The sequence below is a fragment of the Candidatus Dorea massiliensis AP6 genome, from assembly GCF_964245105.1.
GTDB lineage: Bacteria > Bacillota > Clostridia > Lachnospirales > Lachnospiraceae > Laedolimicola > Laedolimicola intestinihominis.
This window is the reverse complement of record NZ_CAXTKW010000007.1, coordinates 148700-171412: the sequence shown is the minus strand read 5'-3', so window position 1 is coordinate 171412 and position 22713 is coordinate 148700. Positions and strand designations below refer to the sequence as shown.

Genomic DNA, 22713 nt, shown 5'->3' with positions numbered 1-22713 from the left:
CTTTATTCTCAGATGTGTAGTATGTTACGAAACGAAACATACTGGTCATTGCTCTTTGTTATTTTTACATTATAATATATTTTTTAGGGAAAGATCAACGAGTATTCGTATTGAAAAACATATATTCGGAGGAGGAAGAGGATTTCGATGAAGAAAGTGATGGAGATTTTCAAAAGAGATATTTCTCGGCTGGTGAAATCACCGGCGGCGATCATTGTGGCCGTGGGAATGTGCATCATTCCGGCGCTGTATGCGTGGTTTAATATTGCAGCGAACCGCGACCCGTACGGCAACACAGCCAACATCAAGGTGGCCGTAGCCAACAATGACGTGGGGGCCGAGAACAAAAAGCGAACCCTGGACGCGGGGCAGCAGATACTTGACCAGATGGAAGAGAATGACGATCTGGGTTGGGTATTTACGGACGAGGAGGATGCGGTAGATGGCGTAAAATCGGGAAAATATTACGCTGCTATTGTGATACCGGAAACCTTCAGCGCGGATCTGCTGCAGATTGAGGACGGAACCCTCGGAGGTCCGGAGATCACATATTATGTAAATGAGAAGCGGAACGCGGTAGCGCCGAAGATTACGAATACAGGTTCTACCACCATTCAGAGCAAGATTGAGGAAGAATTTTATAAGGTAGCTTCCGAGGCTGTTGCGGAGGAGCTGCAGGATCTGGGCGGATCTCTGGCGGATGATCTGGAGACCACCAACGACAATATTCTCAGTATGATTTCCGATGCGAGAGACAATTTCCGGGAGTACCGGCAGGTGCTGGAGGATTTCCAGTCAACCATCAGCCAGGGGACGACGCAGATTCAGCACGGCAAGACGACCCTGACGAAAGCAGTAAAAGCGGCGAATGCAGGAAGCAGCGCATTGCAGGACGCGAAGGATCTGCTGAAAAGCAGCCGGAAGAATGTAAGGGCCTTTGGAAGCACGTTTGATCAGAGCCTCAGTGATGGGGAAACTTATCTGAATAATGTCTATACCACAGCTTCCGTAAAACTGGCCGGACTGGAGTCTACAGCCAATCAGGCGGTAACGGCAGTGAGTACCGGTAAGAGCCTTGCGGAAAATATGAGCAAGGATGGACAGAGCGCGGTGACACAGCTGCAGGGCGTTCTGACGCAGATGCAGGGTTTGAGGAAAAAAGGCGAGGATAAACTTGCACTCGGCAAAGCGGGACTGCAACAGATTGAAGCTGGACTGGAAGAAGCGGAAGCCGGACTGAAGCAATATGAAGCAGGTATTGCAGCGTGCGAGCAGCAGTTGGCTACCCTTGAAGAAGGAACTCCGGAGTACGAAGCAACGAAGGCATATAAGGAGCAGTTGGAAGGCGAAAAAGCAGTTGTAGAAGCGAAAAAAGCAGCTGGCGAAAAGAAAAAAGAAGAAGTATCTAAACAGGTGGAGGAGGGTCAAAAACAGCTCGATACCCTAAATAATGCGATCACCACGATTTCTGAAGTCCTGATTCCGACTCTCCAGAACGAACTGATTCCCAAGAGCGACGCCATGGCGGCCCAGCTTACCGAGCTGGACTCCAAGACCGGAAAACTCCAGACTATTATGTCAACTATCAGTACATCTAAGACTCAGATGGATACAATTCTGACTCAGGGAAAAACTACCCTGCGCAATTTCCGTTCCAGCCTGAATGGAAATCTGATGCCGGGTCTTCATTCCGCATTGGATACCGTATCCGGTGTCAGCAGCGATCTGAAGTCGGCCCTGGAGGATGCTTCCGCTACGGCGGATCAGATGCAGGGCGTTATGGATCAGCTGAGCAAAAGCCTGACAGAGGGATCTGAGGCACTGGGCAAGACCGGCGATACTCTGGCAAACCTGGATGAGCGGCTGGCAGGTATCCAGAACGATCTGGAGACACTGCGGGCGTCTGACGCATACAAGGACATTCTGGATCTGCAGGATGTGGATCCGGACGCAGTATCCAAATTTATGACTTCACCGATCGAGCTGAATACAACGACCTTCTATGAGGTAGAGGATTACGGCTCCGGTATGACCCCGTTCTATACCAATCTGGCCCTGTGGGTTGGCGGCATGGTTCTGATTGCGTTGTTGAAACAGGAGGTGGACGAGGACGAGAAGGTGAAGAAATTCACCCTGAACCAGGCTTATTTCGGACGCCAGATTCTTTTCATTATTCTGTCGGTGGTACAGTCCCTGATTATCTGTCTGGGCGATCTGTATCTTTTAAAGGTACAGTGTGTCCATCCGGGACTCTTTATCCTGACGGGAGTCATAGCGGGTCTTATTTATCTGAGCCTGATTTACGCCATTACGGCGGCATTTAAGCACATTGGCCGCGCCATCTTCGTATTTCTGGTTATCATCCAGATTCCGGGCTCCACAGGAACCTTCCCGGTGGAAATGATGGGTGGCTTCTACAAAGCCATTTACCGGCTGATGCCCTTCACTTACAGCAATACAGCGATGCGTGAGTGCATCGGTGGCATGTATTATAATACCTGGCTGAAAAATATCGGAATCCTGGCGGCATACTTACTGCTCTCCCTGTTTATCGGACTGGTGCTGCGGCCATTGCTCCTGAATCTGAACGCTCTGTTTGACCGGAAGCTGGCAGAGGCAGATCTGATTATCTATGAGGAAAATGATAAGACGACAGATCTGACGCCGGAGCTGGTGGCGAGGGCGCTTCAGAGCGACAGCGAGGCAAGAGAGGAATATACTGAACGCGCGCGGCGCTTTGAGAAGAACTATAAGAGACGGAAACGCTTCGGCTTTCTGGCTATGGCGATTGTGCCGTTGATTTTCCTGGTACTGATGTTCAGTGTAGAATCCAAGCTGGTATTCCTGGTGCTGTGGATCTGCGCACTGATTGGCCTGTCCATGTATCTGATCTGGCTGGAATATCACCATGAACGGATGCAGAAGCAGCTGAAACTGATGGGTCTCTCTGACGGAGAGCTTCTGGCAGCGATAAAGGAGGAGCAGGCATGAGAAACATCATACAGATTTTTTTGAGAGATATACGTAAAATAAAAGGAAATACCATTGCCATGATTATCATGGTGGGTATTCTGGTGGTGCCCACGCTGTATGCCTGGTTCAATATCGGCGGAAGCTGGGATCCGTATGAAAATACCTCAGATATTAAAATCGCGGTGGCCAGCGATGATGCAGGCTACCAGGGAGAACTTCTGCCGCTGGATATCAATCTGGGCGATCGGGTGTTGACCTATTTCCATGAAAATGACGAAATGGACTGGGTATTCACGGACAGCGAGGAAGCGGTCGAGGGAACCAAGTCCGGGAAATATTACGCGGCCATCGTAGTGCCGGAAAGCTTCAGCGAGGATATGATGACGCTGTTCTCGGTGAATAAGAATCTGAAAAATCCGGAGCTTCTGTACTATGCGAATGGTAAGAAGAACGCCATTGCTTCCATCGTGACGGAGAAAAAGGCAGACGCGGTACAGGGAGAGGTCAGCGAGAAATTTGTGAAGGCAATTTCCAAGGCGGCGTTAGAAGCCATGAAAACCGTGGTAAATGTGGCTGATGAGGCGGACCAGTCGGATCTGGTGGATAACCTGATCGACAATCTGGACGATATTTCTGCGGATCTGGTGGCGGCAGCAGGAACCGTGGATGCATTTGAGAGTATGGCATCCGCGACACAGACCATGCTGAGTACCACATCCACATTTCTGAAAGACACCCAGAACCGCACGGATGGCGATCTGGATTCCCTGGGCAATATCGAGGGAAGCATTAACGATGTGAAAAGTGCCATGGACGGAACGACAGACCAACTGAATGAGGCGCTGAAATCCAGCGCTGCTCTGTATAAGCAGATGGCGACAGCTGTGCAGCAGGGAATTCAGGCGGCAGCCGCCTCCAATGACATGACACAGCTTAAGAACACGTTGACAGGTCTGGACGCACAACTGGAGGCGTCGATTACATCCTACAGTGATTCCGCCACAAAGCTGACGGATGCAGCCAACAGCCTGGTATCAGCGGTAGGAACCGACGCGGGTCTCAATGCAGTGGCGGGTGACCTGAATAATACCATTATTTTGATGAAGAGTCTGCGCTCAGCGATTGCGCAGGTATCTACATCCGTAGGCAGCATGACCACCGATGCGGCAGCTGCCCAGAAAGAGCTGGACGCTTTGGTGACAAAAATGGTGAATAGCGCAGCCACCGTCCAGAAAGACTACGAGGACAACGTCAAAGGCGCTCTGGACGACCTGGCGGATTCCGTAGGAAATGCGGATTCCAAGGTTTCCTCTCTTCTGGATTCCATGGATGAGGGATTGGATGGCGTCTACAAGCTTTCTGATTCTACCGAGTCGGATCTGGCAAAGCTGGAGCGGACATTGAAGACTTCCGGAGTTATCCTGAATAAGGGCGCAGAGGATCTCACCGATCTGGCTGACCGCTTGCGTAACGAGAAGGATCGTGACAGCCTGGACACCATAGATTCTCTGCTGGACGAGGATCTGGATGTGGTGGGCAGCTTTATCTCCACGCCGGTGGAACTGACTACAGAGCATGTCTATGAGGTGGAGAACTACGGCTCTGCCATGGCTCCCTTCTACACCACCCTGGCCATCTGGGTGGGCGGCGTGGTCATGGCGGCTATGCTGAAGGCAGGCGTGAAGGAGAAAGAGCTTATCGGTCTTACAAAGGTAAGGAATTATCAGAAATATCTGGGTAGATACCTGCTGTTCCTGATTCTGGGACTTCTGCAGGCGACTCTGATTTGCCTGGGCGACCTGTATTTCCTGGGAATCCAGTGTAAGAGTCCGGTGCTCTTCATGCTGGCAGGCTGGGTGACGAGTCTGGTTTATGTAAACCTGATTTACACCCTGTGCATTTCCTTTGGCGACATCGGAAAGGCAGTCAGCGTTATCCTGATGGTTCTGCAGGTGGCAGGAACAGGCGGAAACTTCCCCATCGACTTGGCGCCGGCTTTCTTCCGGAAGCTGTACAACGCCCTGCCTTTTGTATACAGCATGAATGCCATGCGTGAGTGTGTGGCAGGCTTCTACGGCAACTACTACTGGGAACAGTTGGGTACCCTGCTCCTGTACCTGATTCCGTCACTGCTTCTCGGACTGGTTTTGAGACTGCCGATTATCAAGTGGAACGAGCATTTTGAAGAGAAGCTGGAGAGTACGAAGCTGTTTTAATGAGAGATAGAGCAGTTATGTGGCAAGAATGAACTGAATCCGTCATATATTCTAAAAACAGAATATATGGCGGATTTTTTATGGGTTTTTTTGAAAAAATACAGGATAGGAAAGGAAGGGCGGCAAGGCTGGGAGGGGTATTTCAGGGCCGGGAGCACAGGCTGGGAATCCTGATGGCGGCGCTGGTTCTTACGGCAGCCGCAGTGTGCGGGCGAAGCGGCGGCCTGCGGGAGGCAGTGTCAAAACAGGTTGCAGGAACGGATTCCCGGCTGGTGATTATCGACGCAGGTCATGGCGGCGACGATCCGGGAAAAATCGGCGTGGACGGCGTGCAGGAGAAGGACCTGAATCTGAAAATGGCGCTGGCCCTGCGGGATTTGCTGGAGCAGCAGGATGTGGCGGTGCTGATGACCAGAGAAGACGCAGGCGGCCTCTACGACGAGCGAACATCCAATAAAAAGGTACAGGATATGCGGCGGCGATGTGAGTTGATCAACAAAAAAAAACCGGCCTGCGTGGTCAGTATTCATCAGAACAGCTACCATGAAGAAAGCATTCACGGTGCGCAGGTATTCTATTACAAGACTTCAAAGGAGAGTGAGGATTTGGCGAAGATTCTTCAAAAAGAACTGGTGCGCGTGGCGGAACCTGCGAACCACCGGCAGGCCAAGGCCAATGACACTTATTATCTTCTGAAAAAGACGGAGGCACCGACAGTCATCGTGGAATGCGGGTTCTTAAGCAACTGGGAGGAGTGCGCGAAGCTCCGGAATGAGGACTATCAGGCGAAGCTTGTATGGGCCATTCAGATGGGAATTTTGAAATATCTGAATAAAAAATGATGGGGAAATAAGTTTACATAATATGGAATAAATCATATGAACAATTCGTTGCTATTCCGGTAAAAAAATGCTATAATTTACCCAGAACTATGGACTGATAGTGAAATCAGTCTGAAAAAACGAGAAGATGTCATAGGAGGACAAACAAATGATAGCATTAGGCTGCGATCACGGCGGATACGATCTGATGCAGGAAGTGATTGCCTATCTGGACAAAAATGGTCTGGAATACAAGAACTTCGGCTGTGACAACGCAAAGGACGCTGTGGATTATCCGGATTACGCAAAGGTGGTGGCAGAATCCATCCTGAGCGGAGAGTGCGACAAGGGAATTCTGATCTGTGGAACCGGCATCGGCATCTCCATTACCGCCAACCGTTATAAAGGAATCCGTGCGGCGCTGTGTACCGACTGTTTCTGCGCAGAGGCAACCAGACAGCACAATGACGCCAATATTCTGGCCATGGGTGGCCGCGTGGTTGGGCCGGGACTGGCGATTAAGATCGTGGATACGTTCCTGAACACTCCGTTCTCCGGAGCAGAGCGCCACGCCAGAAGAATCAGTAAAATCGAGCACGAATAAAATTATCATGTAGAAAAGGGAGACAAAAGAAATGTCAAAAGTAGTAGTAATGGATCACCCGCTGATTGCCCATAAAATCGGTATTATCCGCAGAAAAGAGACCGGTACCAGAGAGTTCCGTGATATGGTAAGTGAAATCGGAGCACTGATTACCTACGAGGCTACGAAGGATCTGAAGCTGCAGGACGTGGAGATTGAGACTCCGATTTGCAAGACCACCGTAAAAGAGCTGGCAGGAAAGAAGCTGGCGGTTATCCCGATTCTGCGCGCGGGCCTCGGTATGGTAGAAGGCGTTCTGACCATGATCCCGTCCGCAAAGGTAGGTCATATCGGTCTGTACAGAAATGAGGAAACTCTGGAGCCGGTAGAATACTACTGCAAGATTCCGAAGGATTGCAGCGAGAGAGATGTATTTGTGGTAGACCCCATGCTGGCTACCGGCGGCTCTGCCATCGCGGCGATCCAGATGCTGAAAAACCGTGGCGTAAAGAATATGCGTTTCCTGTGTGTTATCGCGGCTCCGGAAGGCGTAAAGAAGCTGCAGGAGGCACATCCGGACGTGGATATCTACATCGGTGCCCTTGACGAGCATCTGAACGAGAACGGATACATCGTTCCGGGTCTGGGCGACGCAGGCGACAGAATTTTTGGAACCAAGTAAATTACCGGAGGTAAGAGGCATGGGAGACAAGCGGAAGGATTACATCAGCTGGGATGAATATTTCATGGGCGTGGCGCTGCTTTCCGGGATGCGGTCCAAGGATCCCGGTACCCAGGTTGGCGCCTGCATCGTAAGCCAGGATAACAAGATTCTGTCCATGGGCTATAACGGATTCCCCAAGGGCTGCGACGATGACGATTTCCCCTGGGCGCGGACGGCGGAGACGGCCAATGAGACCAAGTACCCCTTTGTGACCCATGCGGAACTGAATGCTATTCTCAATTACCGTGGCGGCAGCCTGGAGGGCGCAAAGATTTATGTGGCCCTGTTTCCCTGCAATGAATGTGCCAAGGCCATCATTCAGGCAGGCCTGAAGACCGTCGTCTATGCCTGCGACAAATACGCGGACACCGCCGCTGTGCTGGCGTCCAAGCGTATGTTCCGGGCAGCGGGCGTGGAGCTGGTGCCCTATCGCCATACAGGACGGCAGATTACGCTGGAAGTGTAAAGAGAGTATTATAGAAAATAAGAAAACGTCGATATGTAAGAGGCTATTTTAGCTATCAAAGGCAGATTCAGAATCTGGTATTTGATAACGGGACAAAACTCTTATATATCGGCGTTTTAATTTTGCTCTATAGGAAATACCGTGTCACATTAAAGCACGAAAGACATGCTTCCTATAGAGCAAAAAAACCTCCGGGGGATGCGCACTCTTTTTTATGTCTAAAAATAATGTTGACAATAGAATGTCAGAGAAGGCTCTGGGGTTTTAGTCCTCCGGCCAATACCCCTCCAGCGCAGGCAGCAGCGCCCCATCATAAATCAGCCGCAGCAGCGCGTCCAGTTTTCGGAGAGAATCCAGAAGCTGATCCGATGTAATCAGCTTCTTCTCCACCGCCTCGGCCAGCTCATCCAGATCCACCACCTTGATGAGCCCGGAAGGATAAATCAGCACATCCGCCAGCAGATCCGTGAAGGTGAAGGTATCCGTGTCCGCGTCATACTCTGTGGCAATGATATCGCAGTACCAGCAGATTAGCTTCCCCTGATGGTCAATGAAACGACTGACTTTCCAGCCTTCCTTCAGCAGAAAACAGGACGAGCCGTGATGCAGCTCCTTTTTGGGCTTAATGGTGGTCCAGCGGGTCACCAGCAGCCGGTCGCTGCGGTGGATGACCACGTCCTTTTCCAGACGCAGGGTTTCCAGAGGGATCAGACGTTTGCGAATCAGGGTGGGATGTTGTACCATGGCGGGGCCTCCTTTTACTGATGGTTTTTTACAAGCGTAAGGGAATCGTTTTCTACATACTCCTTTTCCGCGGAGCGGCGGTTGTAATAGGTTCTCTTATATACATCCGGATCCGCCACCAGCAGGAACTCCGAGGGCGTGTATCCGGTGATTTCCTTGAACACCCGATTGAAGGTGCGGATATTGTTGAAGCCGCAGGACAGGGCTACGTCCGTGATCTTTTTACCGGTGTTCCGAAGCTGTGAAGCAGCCCGTTCTACTCGGACCAGGTTCAGATAAGTGACGAAATTGATGCCCATGAGCTTCTTAAAAGTCTTGGAGAAATGGCTGTTGCTGAAATTCATCCGGGAGGCAGCGAATTCCAGAGTAATATTGTCGGCATAATGTTCGTCCATATAGGACAGCAGATCCTGCAGATCCCCCAGCATCCGGGAGCGCCGGTCATCGGGAAGCTGCTCGGCGTCGGTCCGGGGATGACAGCGTTTTAAGAGCGCCCAGAAGGCCTGAATGGAAGAACTGACCACTTCCTGGTAAAATGGCTTTTTCTGTTCCAGCTCCCGGGAAACCGTGTCGATGAGATCTGTAAGCTGCCCGGAGAGTCCGAAGGTGTCCAGCTCTGCTTTGGTGATGAGCGGATGCATAAAACCCGGATTCTGAAAAAGTGGACCGAGAATGGATGTATCAAAGATAAGAAAATCCAGCACATTGTCCATCCCATGGGAATCGCTGTAATGGATCATCCCGCTCTCACAGACGGTCAGATCCCCGGCGTGCGCCAGAAAGGTCTGATCGGTAATGCTTAAAAGACAGGAGCCCGAGCGCACGTAGATCAGCTCAATTTCCTTATGCCAGTGGGCCAGAAATCCCACATTTTCATAACGGGAATGCCAGACCATATAGTCAGAGTCATAGTTTCGCACTTCATGGAAAGCTTTCATAATAAAAAATCTCCTGCCACGTAAAAATTCGGTCGAAAGTGATAAAAGACGTTCCTTTTATATAGAAGAAGTATAACAACTAGCACAAAAAATGTCCATATCATAACAGAAATTTACGTGCATTTTTTTATAAAATGTTATATAATGTGATCATCAGAAACGTGAAAATCTATTTTTATAAAATGGAGGGTTTAAAAAGTGGCAAAATCTAGATTAATTGGCGATTATCCTGTAATCGGTATCCGTCCGACTATCGACGGAAGAAGAGGAGCTCTTGATGTAAGAGGATCCCTGGAAGAGCAGACCATGGGTATGGCAAAAGCAGCGGCAAAGCTGTTTGAGGAGAATATCCGTTATTCCAACGGTGAGCCGGTAAAGGTGGTTATCGCAGACACCACCATCGGTCGTGTAGGCGAGGCAGCTGCCTGCGCAGACAAGTTCCGTAAAGCAGGCGTAGACATCACCCTGACCGTTACTCCCTGCTGGTGCTACGGCTCCGAGACCATGGACACCGACCCGTTGACCATCAAGGGCGTATGGGGACTGAACGCTACCGAGAGACCGGGCGCTGTATACCTGGCTTCCGTACTGGCTACCCATGCACAGAAGGGACTTCCGGCATTCGGTATCTACGGACATGACGTTCAGGATGCTGACGATGAGACCATCCCGGAGGACGTAAAGGCAAAGCTTCTCCGCTTCGGCCGCGCCGCAGTAGCAGCAGCAAGCATGAGAGGAAAATCCTACCTGCAGATTGGTTCCGTTACCATGGGTATCGGCGGATCCATCATCAGCCCGGAATTCATCGAGGAATATCTGGGAATGCGTGTGGAGTCTGTAGACGAGGTTGAAATTATCCGTCGTATGACAGAGGGTATCTACGATCATGAAGAGTTTGAGAAGGCTCTGAAGTGGGCGAAGGAGACCTGTACTATCGGCTTTGACAAGAACCCGCCTGAGCTTCAGATGACTGAGGAGCAGAAGGAAGAGCAGTTCGAGTTTGTTGTAAAAATGGCAGTTATCATCAAAGAACTGATGAACGGCTGTGATAACCTGGATCCGAAGTTCTCCGAGGAAGCTATCGGACACAACGCTCTGGCAGCAGGCTTCCAGGGACAGAGACAGTGGACAGACTTCTACCCGAACGGAGACTTCGCAGAGGCGATGCTGAACACCTCCTTCGACTGGGAAGGCGCAAGAGAGCCGTACATCCTGGCTACCGAGAACGACGTATTGAACGGACTGGGCATGCTGTTCATGAAGCTTCTGACTGGCCGCGCTCAGATGTTCGCGGACGTTCGTACCTACTGGAGCGGCGACGCAGTAAAGAGAGTTACCGGTTATGATCTGGAAGGCAAGGCAAAAGAGTCTGACGGCTTTATCCATCTGATTAACTCTGGCGCATGCTGTCTGGATGCCTGCGGCGAAGTAAAGGATGAGAATGGCAACGGCACCATGAAGCAGTGGTGGGATGTAACCGAAGAGGATCAGAAGAAGATTATGGAAGCAACCACCTGGAACGCAGCTGACAACGGCTACTTCCGTGGCGGCGGATTCTCCTCCCGTTTCCTGACCAGAGCTGAGATGCCGGCTACCATGATTCGTCTGAACCTGGTAAAGGGACTTGGACCGGTTCTGCAGATTGCAGAGGGCTGGACCATCAACCTGCCGGATGACGTATCCGATACTTTGTGGAAGAGAACAGACTACACATGGCCCTGCACATGGTTCGCACCGCGCTGCACAGGCGAGGGCGCATTCAAGACCGCTTACGATATGATGAACAACTGGGGCGCAAACCATGGCGCTATCAGCTACGGTCACATCGGCGCAGACCTGATTACCCTCTGCTCCATCTTAAGAATCCCGGTATGTATGCACAATGTTCCGGAAGAGGAGATCTTCCGTCCGGCAGCATGGAACGCATTCGGTATGAACAAAGAGGGACAGGACTTCCGTGCATGCAAGGCATACGGCCCGCTGTACAAGACTATCCGTTAATTCGAAAAGAGAAGTTACATACGGGAGCATGGAACTGCGAGGTTCCGTGCTCCTTTTGCTCTACAGGAAACACTGTGTTACGTTAAAGTGCGAAAACTATGATTCCTATAGAGCAAAAAGCCCGGAAAGGAAGCTCTATCGGTGAACGAACCTTGCTTCGAACAATAAAAAACGTATATCTGGGAAGATGACCAATTAACAGATGACGGGGAGAAAAAATTTGACAAAAATCTGACTTGCAATATGGAAGGGACTCTGCTAAAATGAACAATATTGCAAAAAGAGAATACTGGGCAAACCTGCTGAAAAGCAGGGACGCAAAGCCAAAAGGGTCTAAGGGTAAAACTATGACAGCCGGTTGCTATTGGAAGTCCGAAAAGAATTCTGATATTGTTTGGATGCTGTGATTTGTGCGCCTGTTTTGACGCCTGTTGCAGTATTTTTTATGTAATAGGAAATTCCGATGGAATCCCTATTACATAAAAACTATTATATGATAAGAGCTTTTCGAAGCTGTGTGAGCGGCATAGAAGGGTTACTTATATGAGGGGAATGTGAGAGATCACGGAAAATACGCCGGGGGCGAAAGCCTTCGGCGTATTTTCGTGTGAGCAAGGTGATAGGACAATGATTTATTCAAAACAGTCGATGGTATCTTCTGTCGCAATCGTAATCGGAACTTTGATGTAATAGAATGCGGGCTTCTGCTTTTTTTGAGATTTTTTTCCGGACAGGAAAACCCCGTTGGAGGTTGCGCTTTTTCGAGATACGGGGTATGATAGATAAGGTGAGAAAGATAACACTGAATCAGACGAGGAGGAACGATCATGTCATTTGTTACATCAGAAAAGATGCTTTTGGACGCACAGAAGGGCGGCTACGCCGTAGGCGCTTTCAATGTGGAGAATATGGAAATGGTAATGGCCGTTATCGCGGCGGCAGAGGAGCTTCGGGCGCCGCTGATGCTGCAGACTACACCGTCCACCATTAAGTACGCGGGACTGGATATGTATCTGGCAAATGTAAAGGCGGCTGCTGAGCGCGCCAGCGTTCCGGTGTGTCTGCACCTGGATCACGGCGATAGCTTTGACCTGGCTATGCGGGCGCTGCGGACCGGCTACACTTCCATCATGATTGACGGCTCCCACAATGTGTTTGAGGAAAATATAGCGGTAACCAAGGCCGTAGCAGACGCCTGCAGACCTTCCGGAATCCCGGTAGAGGCGGAGCTTGGCAAGGTCGGCGGCAAAGAGGACGATCTGGACGGCGGCGAGGGCAATGGTTATACAGATCCGCTGGAGGCAAAAGAATTCGTGGAGCGCACCGGCGTAACATCCCTGGCCGTAGCCATCGGAACCGCTCACGGTGTATACAAGGGAGTACCGAAGCTGGATTTGGACCGCCTGGCTGAGATCCGGAAAGTCGTAGATATCCCGCTGGTACTGCACGGAGCAAGCGGCCTGTCCGAGGAAGCAGTGGTAGAGAGCATCAAGCGCGGTATCTGCAAGGTCAACTTCGCCACAGAGCTTCGTATCGCCTATACCGACGGCGTGAAGGAATTCCTGGCGGCAAACCCGGACGCCTTCGATCCGAAGAAGTATGGCAAGGTAGCCATGGAGCACGTGAAAGCCATCGTGGAGACGCGTATGAAGATGTGCGGCTGCACGGACAGAGTTTAAGAGGCTGAAAAAAACGCAGGGGCTGTGTAACAGCAGCCTCTGCGTTGCGAGCATAATTGGAAATAAATGGGAGAATAGAAAGTGAACGTAGAGACCATGCAGACAGACCGCAGGCGGCAGCACCTGATTTTTATCGGCCTGTTTCTTTTATTACAGGTGATTTTCATATGGAGGAGCTTCTACGGCTTCAATACGGCGGATGAGATGTATTTTATCGGCTGTTCGGAGCGTATTTTCCGGGGAGAGAAAATTCTGATCGATGAGTGGAATCCGACCCAGCAGCTCTGTTCCTTTCTGTTACATCCCATTTACAGCCTGATCCGGACGGTCATGGGGTCTACGGAAGGAATTGTGATGGCGAGCCGGTTTGTCTATCTGGTGTACTCCGGCGTGCTGACGCTGTTCTTCTATCTGCGGTTTCAGCGGCGTGGATATGCTTCCTTCGGACCAACGTTTTTGTTCGCGATTTTCGCGCCCTTCAGCATCTGCGCCATGTCCTATAATTCCATCGAATTCGGCATCCTGCCGGTACTGCTGGCGGTGCTCTCGGCGGATATGGAGCATTCGGTGCCGGAATATATCCTGTGCGGCATTCTGATGGCGGTGATCGTGCTGGCGAATCCCTTCGCGGTGCTGATGTACGCCGGATACGGACTGATTTGCCTGATTGCCACGGTGCGCGGGCGTCGGAGAGGGACGAAGCCGGAGGGCGTGCTGCAGTTTCGGAATTTCCTGTGGATGACCCTGGGCGCAGGTATTATCCTGCTACTGTTCCTAGCCTTTATCTTCCAGCGGGGAACTTTATCAGAGATGCTGGCCAATGTGCCTCACATCGTGGGAGATTCCGAGCATCAGGAGGGGTATCTCTACAAGACCGGGCGGTATTTCCATCTGTGCTTTAAAAATTATAAATGGATGTTTGTGGGGCTTTTATTCGTGTATGGTGCGACCCTGTTTGATAAAAAGCGGTACAGCCATAGCCCTGTATATATGATTCTGGCGGCGGCGTGCGTCGTGCCTTATCTGATTTATTACGGGTTTGTTTTTGAACATATTACAGTAAATTATCAGATGCTGCCGCTGGCGTTCTGGTGCCTGGAGGCTTATTTTGTCACAGAGCATAAGGAAAAGCGGTTGTTTTATGGCTGGTATCTTCCGGCCATGTTGTTCACGATGATTGTGCAGTACGCGACCAATACGGGAATTGTGACCCTGAGCGTGGCTTACGGCATGTGCTCCTGTGTGGGACTGATTTTTGCGGCGGACTGGATGAAGGAAGAGCGACAGCGGTGGCAGTGTGCGCGGCGGGCGGACAGTGGTGGAAAGGCGGGACTGTGCCGGGCGGCGAAGCGCCGGCGGGTGGCATCGCTCTGTGTAGCCGGTGTGCTGCTGATACAGTTTGCGGGCACCTTCTGGCTGCGGATGACCTATGACTGGGGCGATGAGCGTGGCTGGCTTCTGGATACCCGGATGGAGCGCGGACCGCTGAAGGGTGTGTATACAACCCGGAGGACAGCAGAATGGTACGCGAACGTGTTGGATGAACTGGATATGCTGAAGCTCACTGCGGATGACGAATTAATGGTGGTGGGCGTGGCGCCCTGGATTTATCTCTACTCGGATGCCGCCTGCGGTAATTATTCCACCTGGCAGGTTCACGAGGGAAGTACCCAGCTCCATGATTATTACGAGCTGCACCCGGATAAATTCCCGGATGTGGTTTATATGGCCCACTGGGCGGAGGAGTTTATGGCCTGCGATTTGTCGCACCTGTTCACGGACAGAGGCTACACTATCGTGTACCGGGGAACCGGCACCGTACTCATGTCCCCGGAGCGGGCGGCAGCTTTTATGGCAGAATAAGAAAAATATGGAAAATAAACGGCAAGGGCGTCGGAGGGATCCGATGCTCTTTACTTATGGAGTGAATGTTTACAAAAAATTTAGATTTTTTTGAGAGAGTTTCGAAGCGCCCGCCGGGGGAGTATGGTATAATAAAATAGATTTATCCTGTCGGATGGCATTCGAAGGAGATTATATAAAAGCCTGGGACATTCCGTGGATATCCCAGAGAATTGTAATTATTTGTAAAATAAAGAGGGCTCATCATGAAACTGAAGACAAAACTTCTGATTACCTTTTTAATATTAATACTGGCTCCGATCATGTTCACCTCGCTGGCCTTCTTCGGCATCAGCCGCTACCAGATGAACGCGGTCAAGAAGCTCTACGGCGTGGAAAATGCCAGCTATGAGACCCTGTCCAATACGCCGGCCATGCTGAGCCGGATTACCAAGGACGCTTATACCGGAATGCAGGCGAAGTCTGAGAGCGATCCGGACGCCTTCGAGGACACCGCCTATCTGGATTCCGTGAACCTGGATCTGGAGGCCAGGTATTCCTTCCTGGTAGTGCGGAAAGACCAGGATTATATCTATGTAGGAAAGGATACGGATCAGGATCAGGAAGAACTGCTGGGCAGCCTCCCGGATTATAAGATGCAGGAATCGGATCAGGATGTGGGAATCTATATCGGCGGCGATCTGCAGGCGCTGGTGAAGCAGTTGGATTTCTCTTTTACGGATGGAGAGGAAGGAACAGCTTTTATTGTCACGTCCGTCGGCAGTATGATTCCCGAGGTGGAATCTATGGTAACGGACAGCGTGCTGGTGCTGGTCATGATTTTGATATTCACCAGCCTGATTCTGACGGCCTGGATTTATAAGAGTATCGTTACCCCTATTCACCATTTGCAGGTGGCCACTAAGAAGATTACCGACGGCAATCTGGATTTTGAGATGCCGGCAGGCGGAGACGACGAGATCGGCGAGCTCTGTACGGATTTTGAGGAAATGCGGCGGCGCCTGAAGGAATCCGCTGAGGAGAAGCTGGAGTCCGAGCGGCAGAATAAAGAACTGATCAGCAATATTTCCCATGATCTGAAGACGCCTATCACGGCGGTCAAGGGCTACGTGGAGGGCATCATGGACGGCGTGGCGGATACGCCGGAAAAGCAGGAAAAGTACATCCGTACTATTTACAATAAGGCCAATGACATGGAGCGGCTGATCAATGAGCTGACCTTCTATTCCAAGATTGATACGAACCGGATTCCGTACACCTTTGACCGGATTAATGTGAATGCTTACTTTGCGGATTGTGTAGAGGAGCTTTCCCTGGAGCTGGAGGAACAGAATATCGAGCTGGCTTATTTCAACTATGTGGATGAGGACGTGCAGGTCATCGCCGACGCGGAGCAGATCAAGCGTGTCATCAATAATATCGTCAGCAATTCCATTAAATACATTGACAAGCCCAAGGGCTACATTAATATCCGCGTGAAGGACGTGGGCGATTTCGTCCAGGTGGAAATCGAGGACAACGGCAAGGGTATTGCTACCAAGGATCTGCCGCTGATCTTCAACCGGTTCTACCGAACCGACGCGTCCCGCAATTCGTCCAAGGGCGGCAGCGGCATCGGACTGTCCATCGTGAAGAAGATCATCGAGGATCATGGCGGAAAGGTCTGGGCCACGAGTAAGGAAAATACAGGAACAGTGATGTACTTTGTTCTTAGAAAATATCAGGAGGTACCGGCAACATGAGTAAGATTTTGATTGTAGAGGATGAAGAGGCCATTGCGGATCTGGAGAAGGATTATCTGGAGCTGAGCGGCTTTGAGGTGGAGATTGCTTCGGATGGCACCAGTGGCCTGAAAAAGGCTTTGGAAGAGGAATTCCATCTGGTGATTCTGGATCTGATGCTGCCGGGCGTGGACGGTTTTGAAATCTGCCGTCAGATTCGGGAAGTGAAGAATATTCCGATTATTATGGTTTCGGCCAAAAAGGATGATATTGACAAAATCCGTGGTCTGGGTCTGGGCGCGGACGACTATATGACGAAGCCCTTCAGCCCAAGTGAATTGGTAGCCCGCGTGAAGGCTCATCTGAACCGCTACGAGCGCCTGGTGAGCAGCAATGTGAAGGAGAACAGTATCATCGAGATCCGCGGCATCAAGATCGACAAGACCGCCCGCCGGGTCTGGGTCAACGGCGAGGAGAAGAACTTCACCTCCCGTGAGTTTGATCTGTTGGCCTTCCTGGCGGAGAATCCGAACCATGTATTTACCAAGGAGGAACTGTTCCGGAAGATCTGGGATATGGATTCTGTGGGAGATATCGCGACGGTGACCGTGCATATTAAGAAGATTCGGGAGAAGATCGAGGTGAATTCGGCGAAGCCGCAGTATATTGAGACTATATGGGGCGTTGGTTACCGCTTTAAAGTCTGATAAAACGTGCCCCATATAGTCCTGCTCCGCAGGAATAAAGTGCTGCGCACGGCGATGGGGCGTTGGTTACCGATTTAAAGTCTAAATAAGATATTAAAATTGGGAGCTGCGATGCAGCTCCCTTTTGCGTACTTAGAATTATTAATGCAGCTCCCCATTCCGATACCGTGTCAGCAGCGCCTGGATTCTGTCGTAGGGATCCAGGAGGTCGCTGATGGATACGTCGTGGTTCAGGGTATCGATGAGCAGGGCGATGTACTTGCTCATGTCACAGTTTACATAATATGGGCGGCTTAAGAGCTCCGGCGTCTGGTATACCAGATTTGTGGAGAATAGTTTGGTCAGCAGGCCCTCCTCAAAGGCTTTGTCAAATTCCGCCAGTCCGTTGGTAAACAGGGCGAAGGTGCAGAAGACGAAGATACGGTTGGCTCCGCGACTCTTCAGCTCCTTCATAACCTCAATCATGCTCTCACCGGAGGAAATCATATCGTCCACGATGATCATGTCCTTGCCCTCGATATCGGAGCCCAGGAATTCATGAGCTACGATGGGATTGCGGCCATTTACCACGCGGGTGTAGTCCCGGCGCTTGTAGAACATACCCATATCGAGACCCAGCACGTTGGCCAGATAGACAGCGCGGGACATACCGCCCTCGTCCGGGCTGATGACCAGCATATGATTGCTGTCGATCTGCAGACCCGGTGTGCTGTTCAGAAGGCCCTTGACCAGCTGATAAGCCGGAGTCACGGTCTCAAAGCCGTGAAGGGGTATAGCGTTCTGGACACGGGGATCGTGCGCCTCGAAGGTGATAATGTTCTCAACGCCCATGGCAACCAGCTCCTGCAGGGCCAGCGCGCAGTCCAGAGACTCTCGGGAGCTCCGCTTATGCTGGCGGCTCTCATAGAGGTAGGGCATAATTACGGTGATACGGCGGGCTTTTCCACCGATAGCAGCGATGACGCGCTTCAGATCCTGGAAATGGTCGTCCGGGGACATGTGGTTGGTGTAATTGTACAGGTTGTAAGTCAGACTGTAATTGCACACATCCACCATCAGATAAAGGTCATTTCCGCGGACAGAAGCTTTGATGGAGCCCTTTCCTTCTCCGGAACCAAACCGGGGTGTGTAAGCCTTAATCAGATAGGAGTCACGTTCATAGCCGGTGAAGGCGATGTTGGACTTGTGCTCCAGATCGTTGCTGTGACGCCACTCGACCAGATAGTCGTTGACCTTTTTACCAAGCTCCTCACAGCTATTTAAGGGGATCAGGCCCAGAGACCCGACGGGAATAGTTTCGAGAACACGCTGGCTGCGCTGCAATAACATAATTGTTACCTCCGTAAATTTATGAGTTAGTGTTATATAATTTTTTCTTGATTCGAATATCGCTTCCGGGCAGCTGCCGGATGGTGTAGCTGCTGATGATCCGGGAAAGGGTACGCTCAGAGTAGATGCTGCGGAGCGCCTCCATATCCAGATTCGAGGAAATCAGCGTGGACTTTTTACGCAAAATCCGTTCATTGATACACAGGAAAAACTGGGATACCGTAAAGGAATTCGGCAGCTCCGTGCCCAGATCGTCGATGATCAGCAGGTCGCAGTCAAAGAGATAGGGGTAGGTCTGCTGGTAATTCTGCGCGCTACGCTCGCCTCCAAAAGCTGCTTTCGACAGCATATCGAAGAGCTGAAAGGCAGTCAGGTAGACGACGGAATGGCAGCTGTCCATGAGCTCCTTGGCAATGCAGTTGGAGAGAAAGGTCTTGCCGGTGCCCACGGCGCCCAGAAGCAGAAGATTCTGAAACTGCTTATCAAAATTCTCAATGAAGAGCCGGGCTTCCGCCACGGTGCGGCGCATGGAATCCCTGTCATCGCCATCATACCAGTTATACGAGAATGTGTCAAAGTTTTCCTGCTTTAAAACCTCATTTAAATTGGATTGATGATATAATAAATCAATTTCAGCCTGGAGAAAGCAATGGCATTTCTCCGCGCCGATGAAGCCTGTGTCCTGACAGTCCGGGCAGACGTAGACAGGCTTCAGCGCCTCCGGCGTCAGCCCGTGGGCAGAAAGAAGGGCGCTGCGCTGCTCCTGAAGGGCCTTCAGACGGCTTTTGAGCCCGTCCCTGCGGGACGGCGCGTCTTCTACCGCAGAGCGTACCAGAGCGGCCTGACAGGTTGTAATATCGGCCTCCAGAGCAGACAGTTCCGGGATATCCTTCTGAATCTGCTCCATGCGCGCTTCATACTCCTGGCGGCTCCGGGCCTGCCGGGCTGCATACATGCGCATGATGGAATCATACTGAGTGTTCATAAGAGACATAAGGCGTCCTCCGGTTATTGGTTAATGAGCTGCTTTTCCAGCTCTTTGAAATCATAGTCCCGTTCCTGAAAATTATGGAAGCGGTTGGGCGCGGCGGGCCGTTTGGGAGCCGTGGACGCGGGTTCCGTCTGAGACTTCCGGTCGCTCCGGTTTCGGTCGGCACTCTGGATATCGTTTAAGGACTTTACACCCTGCTTCTTCCAGGATGCCAGAATCTTGTCCGTGTAGGGAAAGCTTGGCTGGTGAATGGCTGCCATGGTGCGGCTGCAGGCCTCGGAAATCACTTCCAGTGAGAAACCGTAGTCCTTGAGCCATTTATCCATACAGGCGATCTCCGCGTCCACCGGATTGCGTCCGGCGATGCCGAAGGCCTTCAGAATCTTGAAATAAGCCCGGTTATAGATGGTCACCTGTTCCCTGGCCTGGGTTACGGTGGTGCAGCCGGCCTGATGCCAGGCACGGGCCGTTGCTTCTATGTAATGGATGCTTTTGTGTCCGCCTGATACGGAGTATTCCACGAGATATTCTATCAGGGACGGACTGAAGCCGAAGATATCGTGTAAATCCAGAATTTTGCTGACCTCGGTGGAGCTTAAGGGCTTGCCCAGATACTGCTCGCAGATGAAGAGGAGCTGCTGGGCTTCGTCGGGGGTCAGGGGATCCTTGGGAAGAGTGCCGGAGAGCGTCGTCGGTGATGCAGAGTCGGCGGAAATTGCAGACGGAGCGGAAGGCGTCGGCTGCGGCTTTGACCTGGTCGTGACTGCGCAATCGGCAGCAGGAAGCTCAGCCATCTTTGCCTCCGGCTCATTTACAATCTGTATCCCGGTCAGATTCTCCGCATTATCATACTGGAGCTTCAAAAGCTTCATCCGCTCCCAGTACTTCAATGCCCGGCGCACGTCGCTCTCGGTATTTTCGAATTTATTGGCAATGAGCTCAATGGAAAGCTCCTGGGTGTCTGACTTCAGGCAGCGCAGAAGATAGAGATAGATTTTCACATATTCGCCGTTGGCTTCCGGCATGTAATTGTCCAGAAAAAGATTCGACACCAGGGTATGTCCGTGGTCGCCGTCCCCCTGTAAAATAAATCCGCTCATGCTGCACTCCTGAATCAAAAAATGTTAGTGTTCACGTTCTTTTCAAGCTCCTATATTGTAGCATAGAATCAAAAAAAAGAGAACAGGCTTTTTTTAACAGGAGCCCCGCAGGGGATGTGTATAAGCAAAAATGTGGATAATGTGGATAACTTTGTGGAAAAATATTATTTGCAACCTGGAAAATGGATCCAAAAGTCCCGGAAAGCCTGTAAAACAGGCAGAAACAGCTGATTTACATAAGAAATCGCGTAATTCTTATGTAAACAGGTTGTCCACAAAAAAATCCACATACATTTCGGTGGAAAAGTACCAAAAAGCATGTGGATAATGTGGATAACTTATTTGCGAAGCAGGTCTTCGCCGATATCTATCACGTTTCCGGCACCCATAGTTATGCACAGGTCGCCGTGCATACATTTTTCCAATAAAAATTTTTCAATTTCCTCGAAGGTCGGGAAATAATAGGCGTCAGTGCCAAGTTCACGGATGCGGTCAGCCAGCTGCTTCGAGCTAATGCCCAGGGTGTCGGTCTCACGGGCCGCGTAGATGTCCGCCAGCACCACATGATCGGCCAGGGTCAACGCTTCCGCAAAGTCGTTGAAGAAGGCCTTGGTCCGGGTGTAGGTGTGGGGCTGAAACACGCACCAGATCTCCCTGTGGGGATAATGCTGTGCCGCGTGGAGGGTCGCCTTGATCTCCGTCGGATGATGGGCGTAATCGTCGATGATGGTAAAGCCGTTCATCTCGCCCTTATACTGGAACCGGCGGTCTGTGCCGGAAAAGTTCATAAGACCCTTGCGGATGATCTCAGGTGCAATGTGGAGAGAATCCGCCAGAGCGATGGAAGCCAGGGCGTTCAGCACATTGTGTGCGCCCGGTACGTTCAGATGGTACTCCTGCCCCGGTTTACCGTGCTTTATTACACGGAAGGTGGCATGAGCTGACTCGTCGTAAGTCACATGCTCCGCATGATAATCTGCTTCGGCGGTGGAGCCAAAGGTCACCACGCGGCAGGCCAGTCCATCGGTAATCTCCTGATAATTCTCAATATCGCTGTTGATGATCAGCAGGCCATTTTCCGGAAGAAGTCCCGCAAACCGGTGGAAGGAATGACGGATATCAGCCAGATCCTTGAAGAAATCCATATGGTCTTCTTCTATATTTAATATGATCCCGATGGTCGGGAAGAAATGCAGGAAGCTGTTGGTATACTCGCAGGCCTCTGTCAGGAAGGTCTCGGAGCCCCCTACCCGGATATTGCCGCCGATAGCAGGCAGAATGCCGCCCACGGAAATGGTGGGATCCGCGTCCGCGGCCAGAAGAATCGTGGAAATCATGGAAGTGGTCGTGGTTTTGCCATGGGTACCGGACACGGCAATGGCTTTTTTGTAATTGCGCATCAGCTGTCCCAGAAGCTCCGCCCGGGAAAGCATGGGGATACCCCGCTCCTTCGCTGCCATGAATTCCGGATTGTCCGGGTGAATGGCAGCCGTGTATACAACGACCTCGCAGTCTGCGGGAATATTGGAAGCCTTCTGGCCGATGCGGATCTGCGCGCCAAGCCGGGTCAGATGGTCGGTCAGCTCGGAAGCATGGCTGTCGGAGCCGGAGACCGGAAAGCTCTCCTTCAGTAAAATCTCAGCCAGGCCGCTCATGCTGATGCCGCCGATGCCGATGAAATGAATGGGTACCGGATTATGAAAATGAAGTTGATACATACTATACACATCCTCGTTTTTTTTTAAGTTTTGCTGCGGCATATCACCTTGTTTCCCAGAGATTCCCTGTCGCAATTTTTACAGCAATAGTATAGCATTAGAGCGGAAAGTTGGCAAGATTGGGCTTGCCGGAATTGTC

General features: G+C 51.2%; 17 protein-coding genes and 1 riboswitch. Of the genes, 11 read left to right on the top strand and 6 right to left on the bottom strand.

Going from position 1 to position 22713, the window contains the following annotated elements:
* Nucleotides 1-147 precede the first annotated feature (147 nt).
* From ACESZP_RS09250 to ACESZP_RS09225, 6 genes are all read left to right on the top strand, one after another.
* Nucleotides 148-2991, top strand: a complete 2844-nt coding sequence (locus ACESZP_RS09250) for a YhgE/Pip family protein (RefSeq protein WP_499708841.1) — start codon at nt 148-150, stop codon at nt 2989-2991.
* Entirely contained in the window at nt 2988-5189 is a 2202-nt protein-coding gene (locus ACESZP_RS09245) for a YhgE/Pip domain-containing protein (RefSeq protein ID WP_499708840.1), read from the top strand. Before ACESZP_RS09250 ends, ACESZP_RS09245 begins: the two co-directional genes overlap by 4 nt.
* A gap of 173 nt (nt 5190-5362) precedes the next feature.
* The gene (locus ACESZP_RS09240) at nt 5363-6031 is read left to right on the top strand and encodes an N-acetylmuramoyl-L-alanine amidase (protein WP_499708846.1); all 669 of its coding nucleotides are present in this window, start codon (nt 5363-5365) and stop codon (nt 6029-6031) included.
* Nucleotides 6032-6179: 148 nt separating this feature from the next.
* Nucleotides 6180-6614, top strand: coding sequence for a ribose 5-phosphate isomerase B (gene rpiB, locus ACESZP_RS09235; RefSeq protein WP_178038516.1), 435 nt, complete (start codon nt 6180-6182; stop codon nt 6612-6614).
* Nucleotides 6615-6645: 31 nt separating this feature from the next.
* Nucleotides 6646-7275: a uracil phosphoribosyltransferase gene (gene upp, locus ACESZP_RS09230; protein WP_440322620.1), complete on the top strand. Its 630-nt coding sequence runs from the start codon at nt 6646-6648 to the stop codon at nt 7273-7275.
* Nucleotides 7276-7294: 19 nt separating this feature from the next.
* Nucleotides 7295-7783: a deoxycytidylate deaminase gene (locus tag ACESZP_RS09225; protein WP_178038518.1), complete on the top strand. Its 489-nt coding sequence runs from the start codon at nt 7295-7297 to the stop codon at nt 7781-7783.
* A 264-nt stretch (nt 7784-8047) separates the two neighbouring features.
* On the opposite strand, the gene ACESZP_RS09220 is transcribed toward ACESZP_RS09225, so the two are convergent.
* Nucleotides 8048-8527, bottom strand: coding sequence for a ribonuclease FAU-1 family protein (locus ACESZP_RS09220; RefSeq protein WP_499708839.1), 480 nt, complete (start codon nt 8525-8527; stop codon nt 8048-8050).
* Nucleotides 8528-8541: 14 nt separating this feature from the next.
* Entirely contained in the window at nt 8542-9465 is a 924-nt protein-coding gene (locus tag ACESZP_RS09215) for an AraC family transcriptional regulator (RefSeq protein WP_178038520.1), read from the bottom strand.
* 198 nt (nt 9466-9663) lie between these two features.
* Here ACESZP_RS09215 and ACESZP_RS09210 point away from each other — a divergent pair, with 198 nt between their 5' ends.
* The 5 genes from ACESZP_RS09210 (at nt 9664) to ACESZP_RS09190 (ending at nt 17436) form a co-directional block, all read left to right on the top strand.
* Nucleotides 9664-11466: an L-fucose isomerase gene (locus ACESZP_RS09210; protein WP_499708838.1), complete on the top strand. Its 1803-nt coding sequence runs from the start codon at nt 9664-9666 to the stop codon at nt 11464-11466.
* A 282-nt stretch (nt 11467-11748) separates the two neighbouring features.
* Nucleotides 11749-11832, top strand: a riboswitch (cyclic di-GMP riboswitch).
* A 461-nt stretch (nt 11833-12293) separates the two neighbouring features.
* Nucleotides 12294-13145 carry a tagatose-bisphosphate aldolase subunit GatY gene (gene gatY, locus ACESZP_RS09205; protein ID WP_178038522.1) on the top strand — a complete coding sequence of 284 codons (852 nt, stop codon included), beginning with the start codon at nt 12294-12296 and terminating at the stop codon, nt 13143-13145.
* An 81-nt stretch (nt 13146-13226) separates the two neighbouring features.
* The gene (locus tag ACESZP_RS09200) at nt 13227-15008 is read left to right on the top strand and encodes a hypothetical protein (RefSeq protein WP_499708837.1); all 1782 of its coding nucleotides are present in this window, start codon (nt 13227-13229) and stop codon (nt 15006-15008) included.
* 245 nt (nt 15009-15253) lie between these two features.
* Nucleotides 15254-16750, top strand: coding sequence for a HAMP domain-containing sensor histidine kinase (locus tag ACESZP_RS09195; RefSeq protein ID WP_178038524.1), 1497 nt, complete (start codon nt 15254-15256; stop codon nt 16748-16750).
* Nucleotides 16747-17436 carry a response regulator transcription factor gene (locus ACESZP_RS09190; protein ID WP_440322624.1) on the top strand — a complete coding sequence of 230 codons (690 nt, stop codon included), beginning with the start codon at nt 16747-16749 and terminating at the stop codon, nt 17434-17436. Before ACESZP_RS09195 ends, ACESZP_RS09190 begins: the two co-directional genes overlap by 4 nt.
* 141 nt (nt 17437-17577) lie before the next feature.
* Here ACESZP_RS09190 and ACESZP_RS09185 read toward each other — a convergent pair whose 3' ends face one another.
* The 4 genes from ACESZP_RS09185 to murC all read right to left on the bottom strand — a co-directional run bounded on the left by ACESZP_RS09185 (nt 17578) and on the right by murC (nt 22574).
* Complete coding sequence (locus ACESZP_RS09185; RefSeq protein WP_178039076.1) at nt 17578-18765, bottom strand: ribose-phosphate pyrophosphokinase; 1188 nt, start codon at nt 18763-18765, stop codon at nt 17578-17580.
* A 19-nt stretch (nt 18766-18784) separates the two neighbouring features.
* Complete coding sequence (locus tag ACESZP_RS09180) at nt 18785-19759, bottom strand: ATP-binding protein (protein WP_499708836.1); 975 nt, start codon at nt 19757-19759, stop codon at nt 18785-18787.
* 14 nt (nt 19760-19773) lie between these two features.
* Nucleotides 19774-20856, bottom strand: coding sequence for a DnaD domain protein (locus tag ACESZP_RS09175; protein ID WP_499708835.1), 1083 nt, complete (start codon nt 20854-20856; stop codon nt 19774-19776).
* Nucleotides 20857-21194: 338 nt separating this feature from the next.
* Nucleotides 21195-22574 (bottom strand): UDP-N-acetylmuramate--L-alanine ligase, encoded by a 1380-nt coding sequence (gene murC, locus ACESZP_RS09170; RefSeq protein ID WP_499708834.1) that lies wholly within the window; start codon nt 22572-22574, stop codon nt 21195-21197.
* Nucleotides 22575-22713 lie beyond the last annotated feature (139 nt).

Excerpts from the sequence above, each read along its gene's own strand:
- ACESZP_RS09250 (WP_499708841.1), top strand. The coding sequence starts at position 148 with ATGAAGAAAGTGATGGAGATTTTCAAAAGAGATATTTCTCGGCTGGTG.
- ACESZP_RS09245 (WP_499708840.1), top strand. The coding sequence starts at position 2,988 with ATGAGAAACATCATACAGATTTTTTTGAGAGATATACGTAAAATAAAA.
- ACESZP_RS09240 (WP_499708846.1), top strand. The coding sequence starts at position 5,363 with ATGGCGGCGCTGGTTCTTACGGCAGCCGCAGTGTGCGGGCGAAGCGGC.
- rpiB (WP_178038516.1), top strand. The coding sequence starts at position 6,180 with ATGATAGCATTAGGCTGCGATCACGGCGGATACGATCTGATGCAGGAA.
- upp (WP_440322620.1), top strand. The coding sequence starts at position 6,646 with ATGTCAAAAGTAGTAGTAATGGATCACCCGCTGATTGCCCATAAAATC.
- ACESZP_RS09225 (WP_178038518.1), top strand. The coding sequence starts at position 7,295 with ATGGGAGACAAGCGGAAGGATTACATCAGCTGGGATGAATATTTCATG.
- ACESZP_RS09220 (WP_499708839.1), bottom strand. The coding sequence starts at position 8,527 with ATGGTACAACATCCCACCCTGATTCGCAAACGTCTGATCCCTCTGGAA.
- ACESZP_RS09215 (WP_178038520.1), bottom strand. The coding sequence starts at position 9,465 with ATGAAAGCTTTCCATGAAGTGCGAAACTATGACTCTGACTATATGGTC.
- gatY (WP_178038522.1), top strand. The coding sequence starts at position 12,294 with ATGTCATTTGTTACATCAGAAAAGATGCTTTTGGACGCACAGAAGGGC.
- ACESZP_RS09195 (WP_178038524.1), top strand. The coding sequence starts at position 15,254 with ATGAAACTGAAGACAAAACTTCTGATTACCTTTTTAATATTAATACTG.
- ACESZP_RS09190 (WP_440322624.1), top strand. The coding sequence starts at position 16,747 with ATGAGTAAGATTTTGATTGTAGAGGATGAAGAGGCCATTGCGGATCTG.
- ACESZP_RS09185 (WP_178039076.1), bottom strand. The coding sequence starts at position 18,765 with ATGTTATTGCAGCGCAGCCAGCGTGTTCTCGAAACTATTCCCGTCGGG.
- ACESZP_RS09180 (WP_499708836.1), bottom strand. The coding sequence starts at position 19,759 with ATGTCTCTTATGAACACTCAGTATGATTCCATCATGCGCATGTATGCA.
- ACESZP_RS09175 (WP_499708835.1), bottom strand. The coding sequence starts at position 20,856 with ATGAGCGGATTTATTTTACAGGGGGACGGCGACCACGGACATACCCTG.
- murC (WP_499708834.1), bottom strand. The coding sequence starts at position 22,574 with ATGTATCAACTTCATTTTCATAATCCGGTACCCATTCATTTCATCGGC.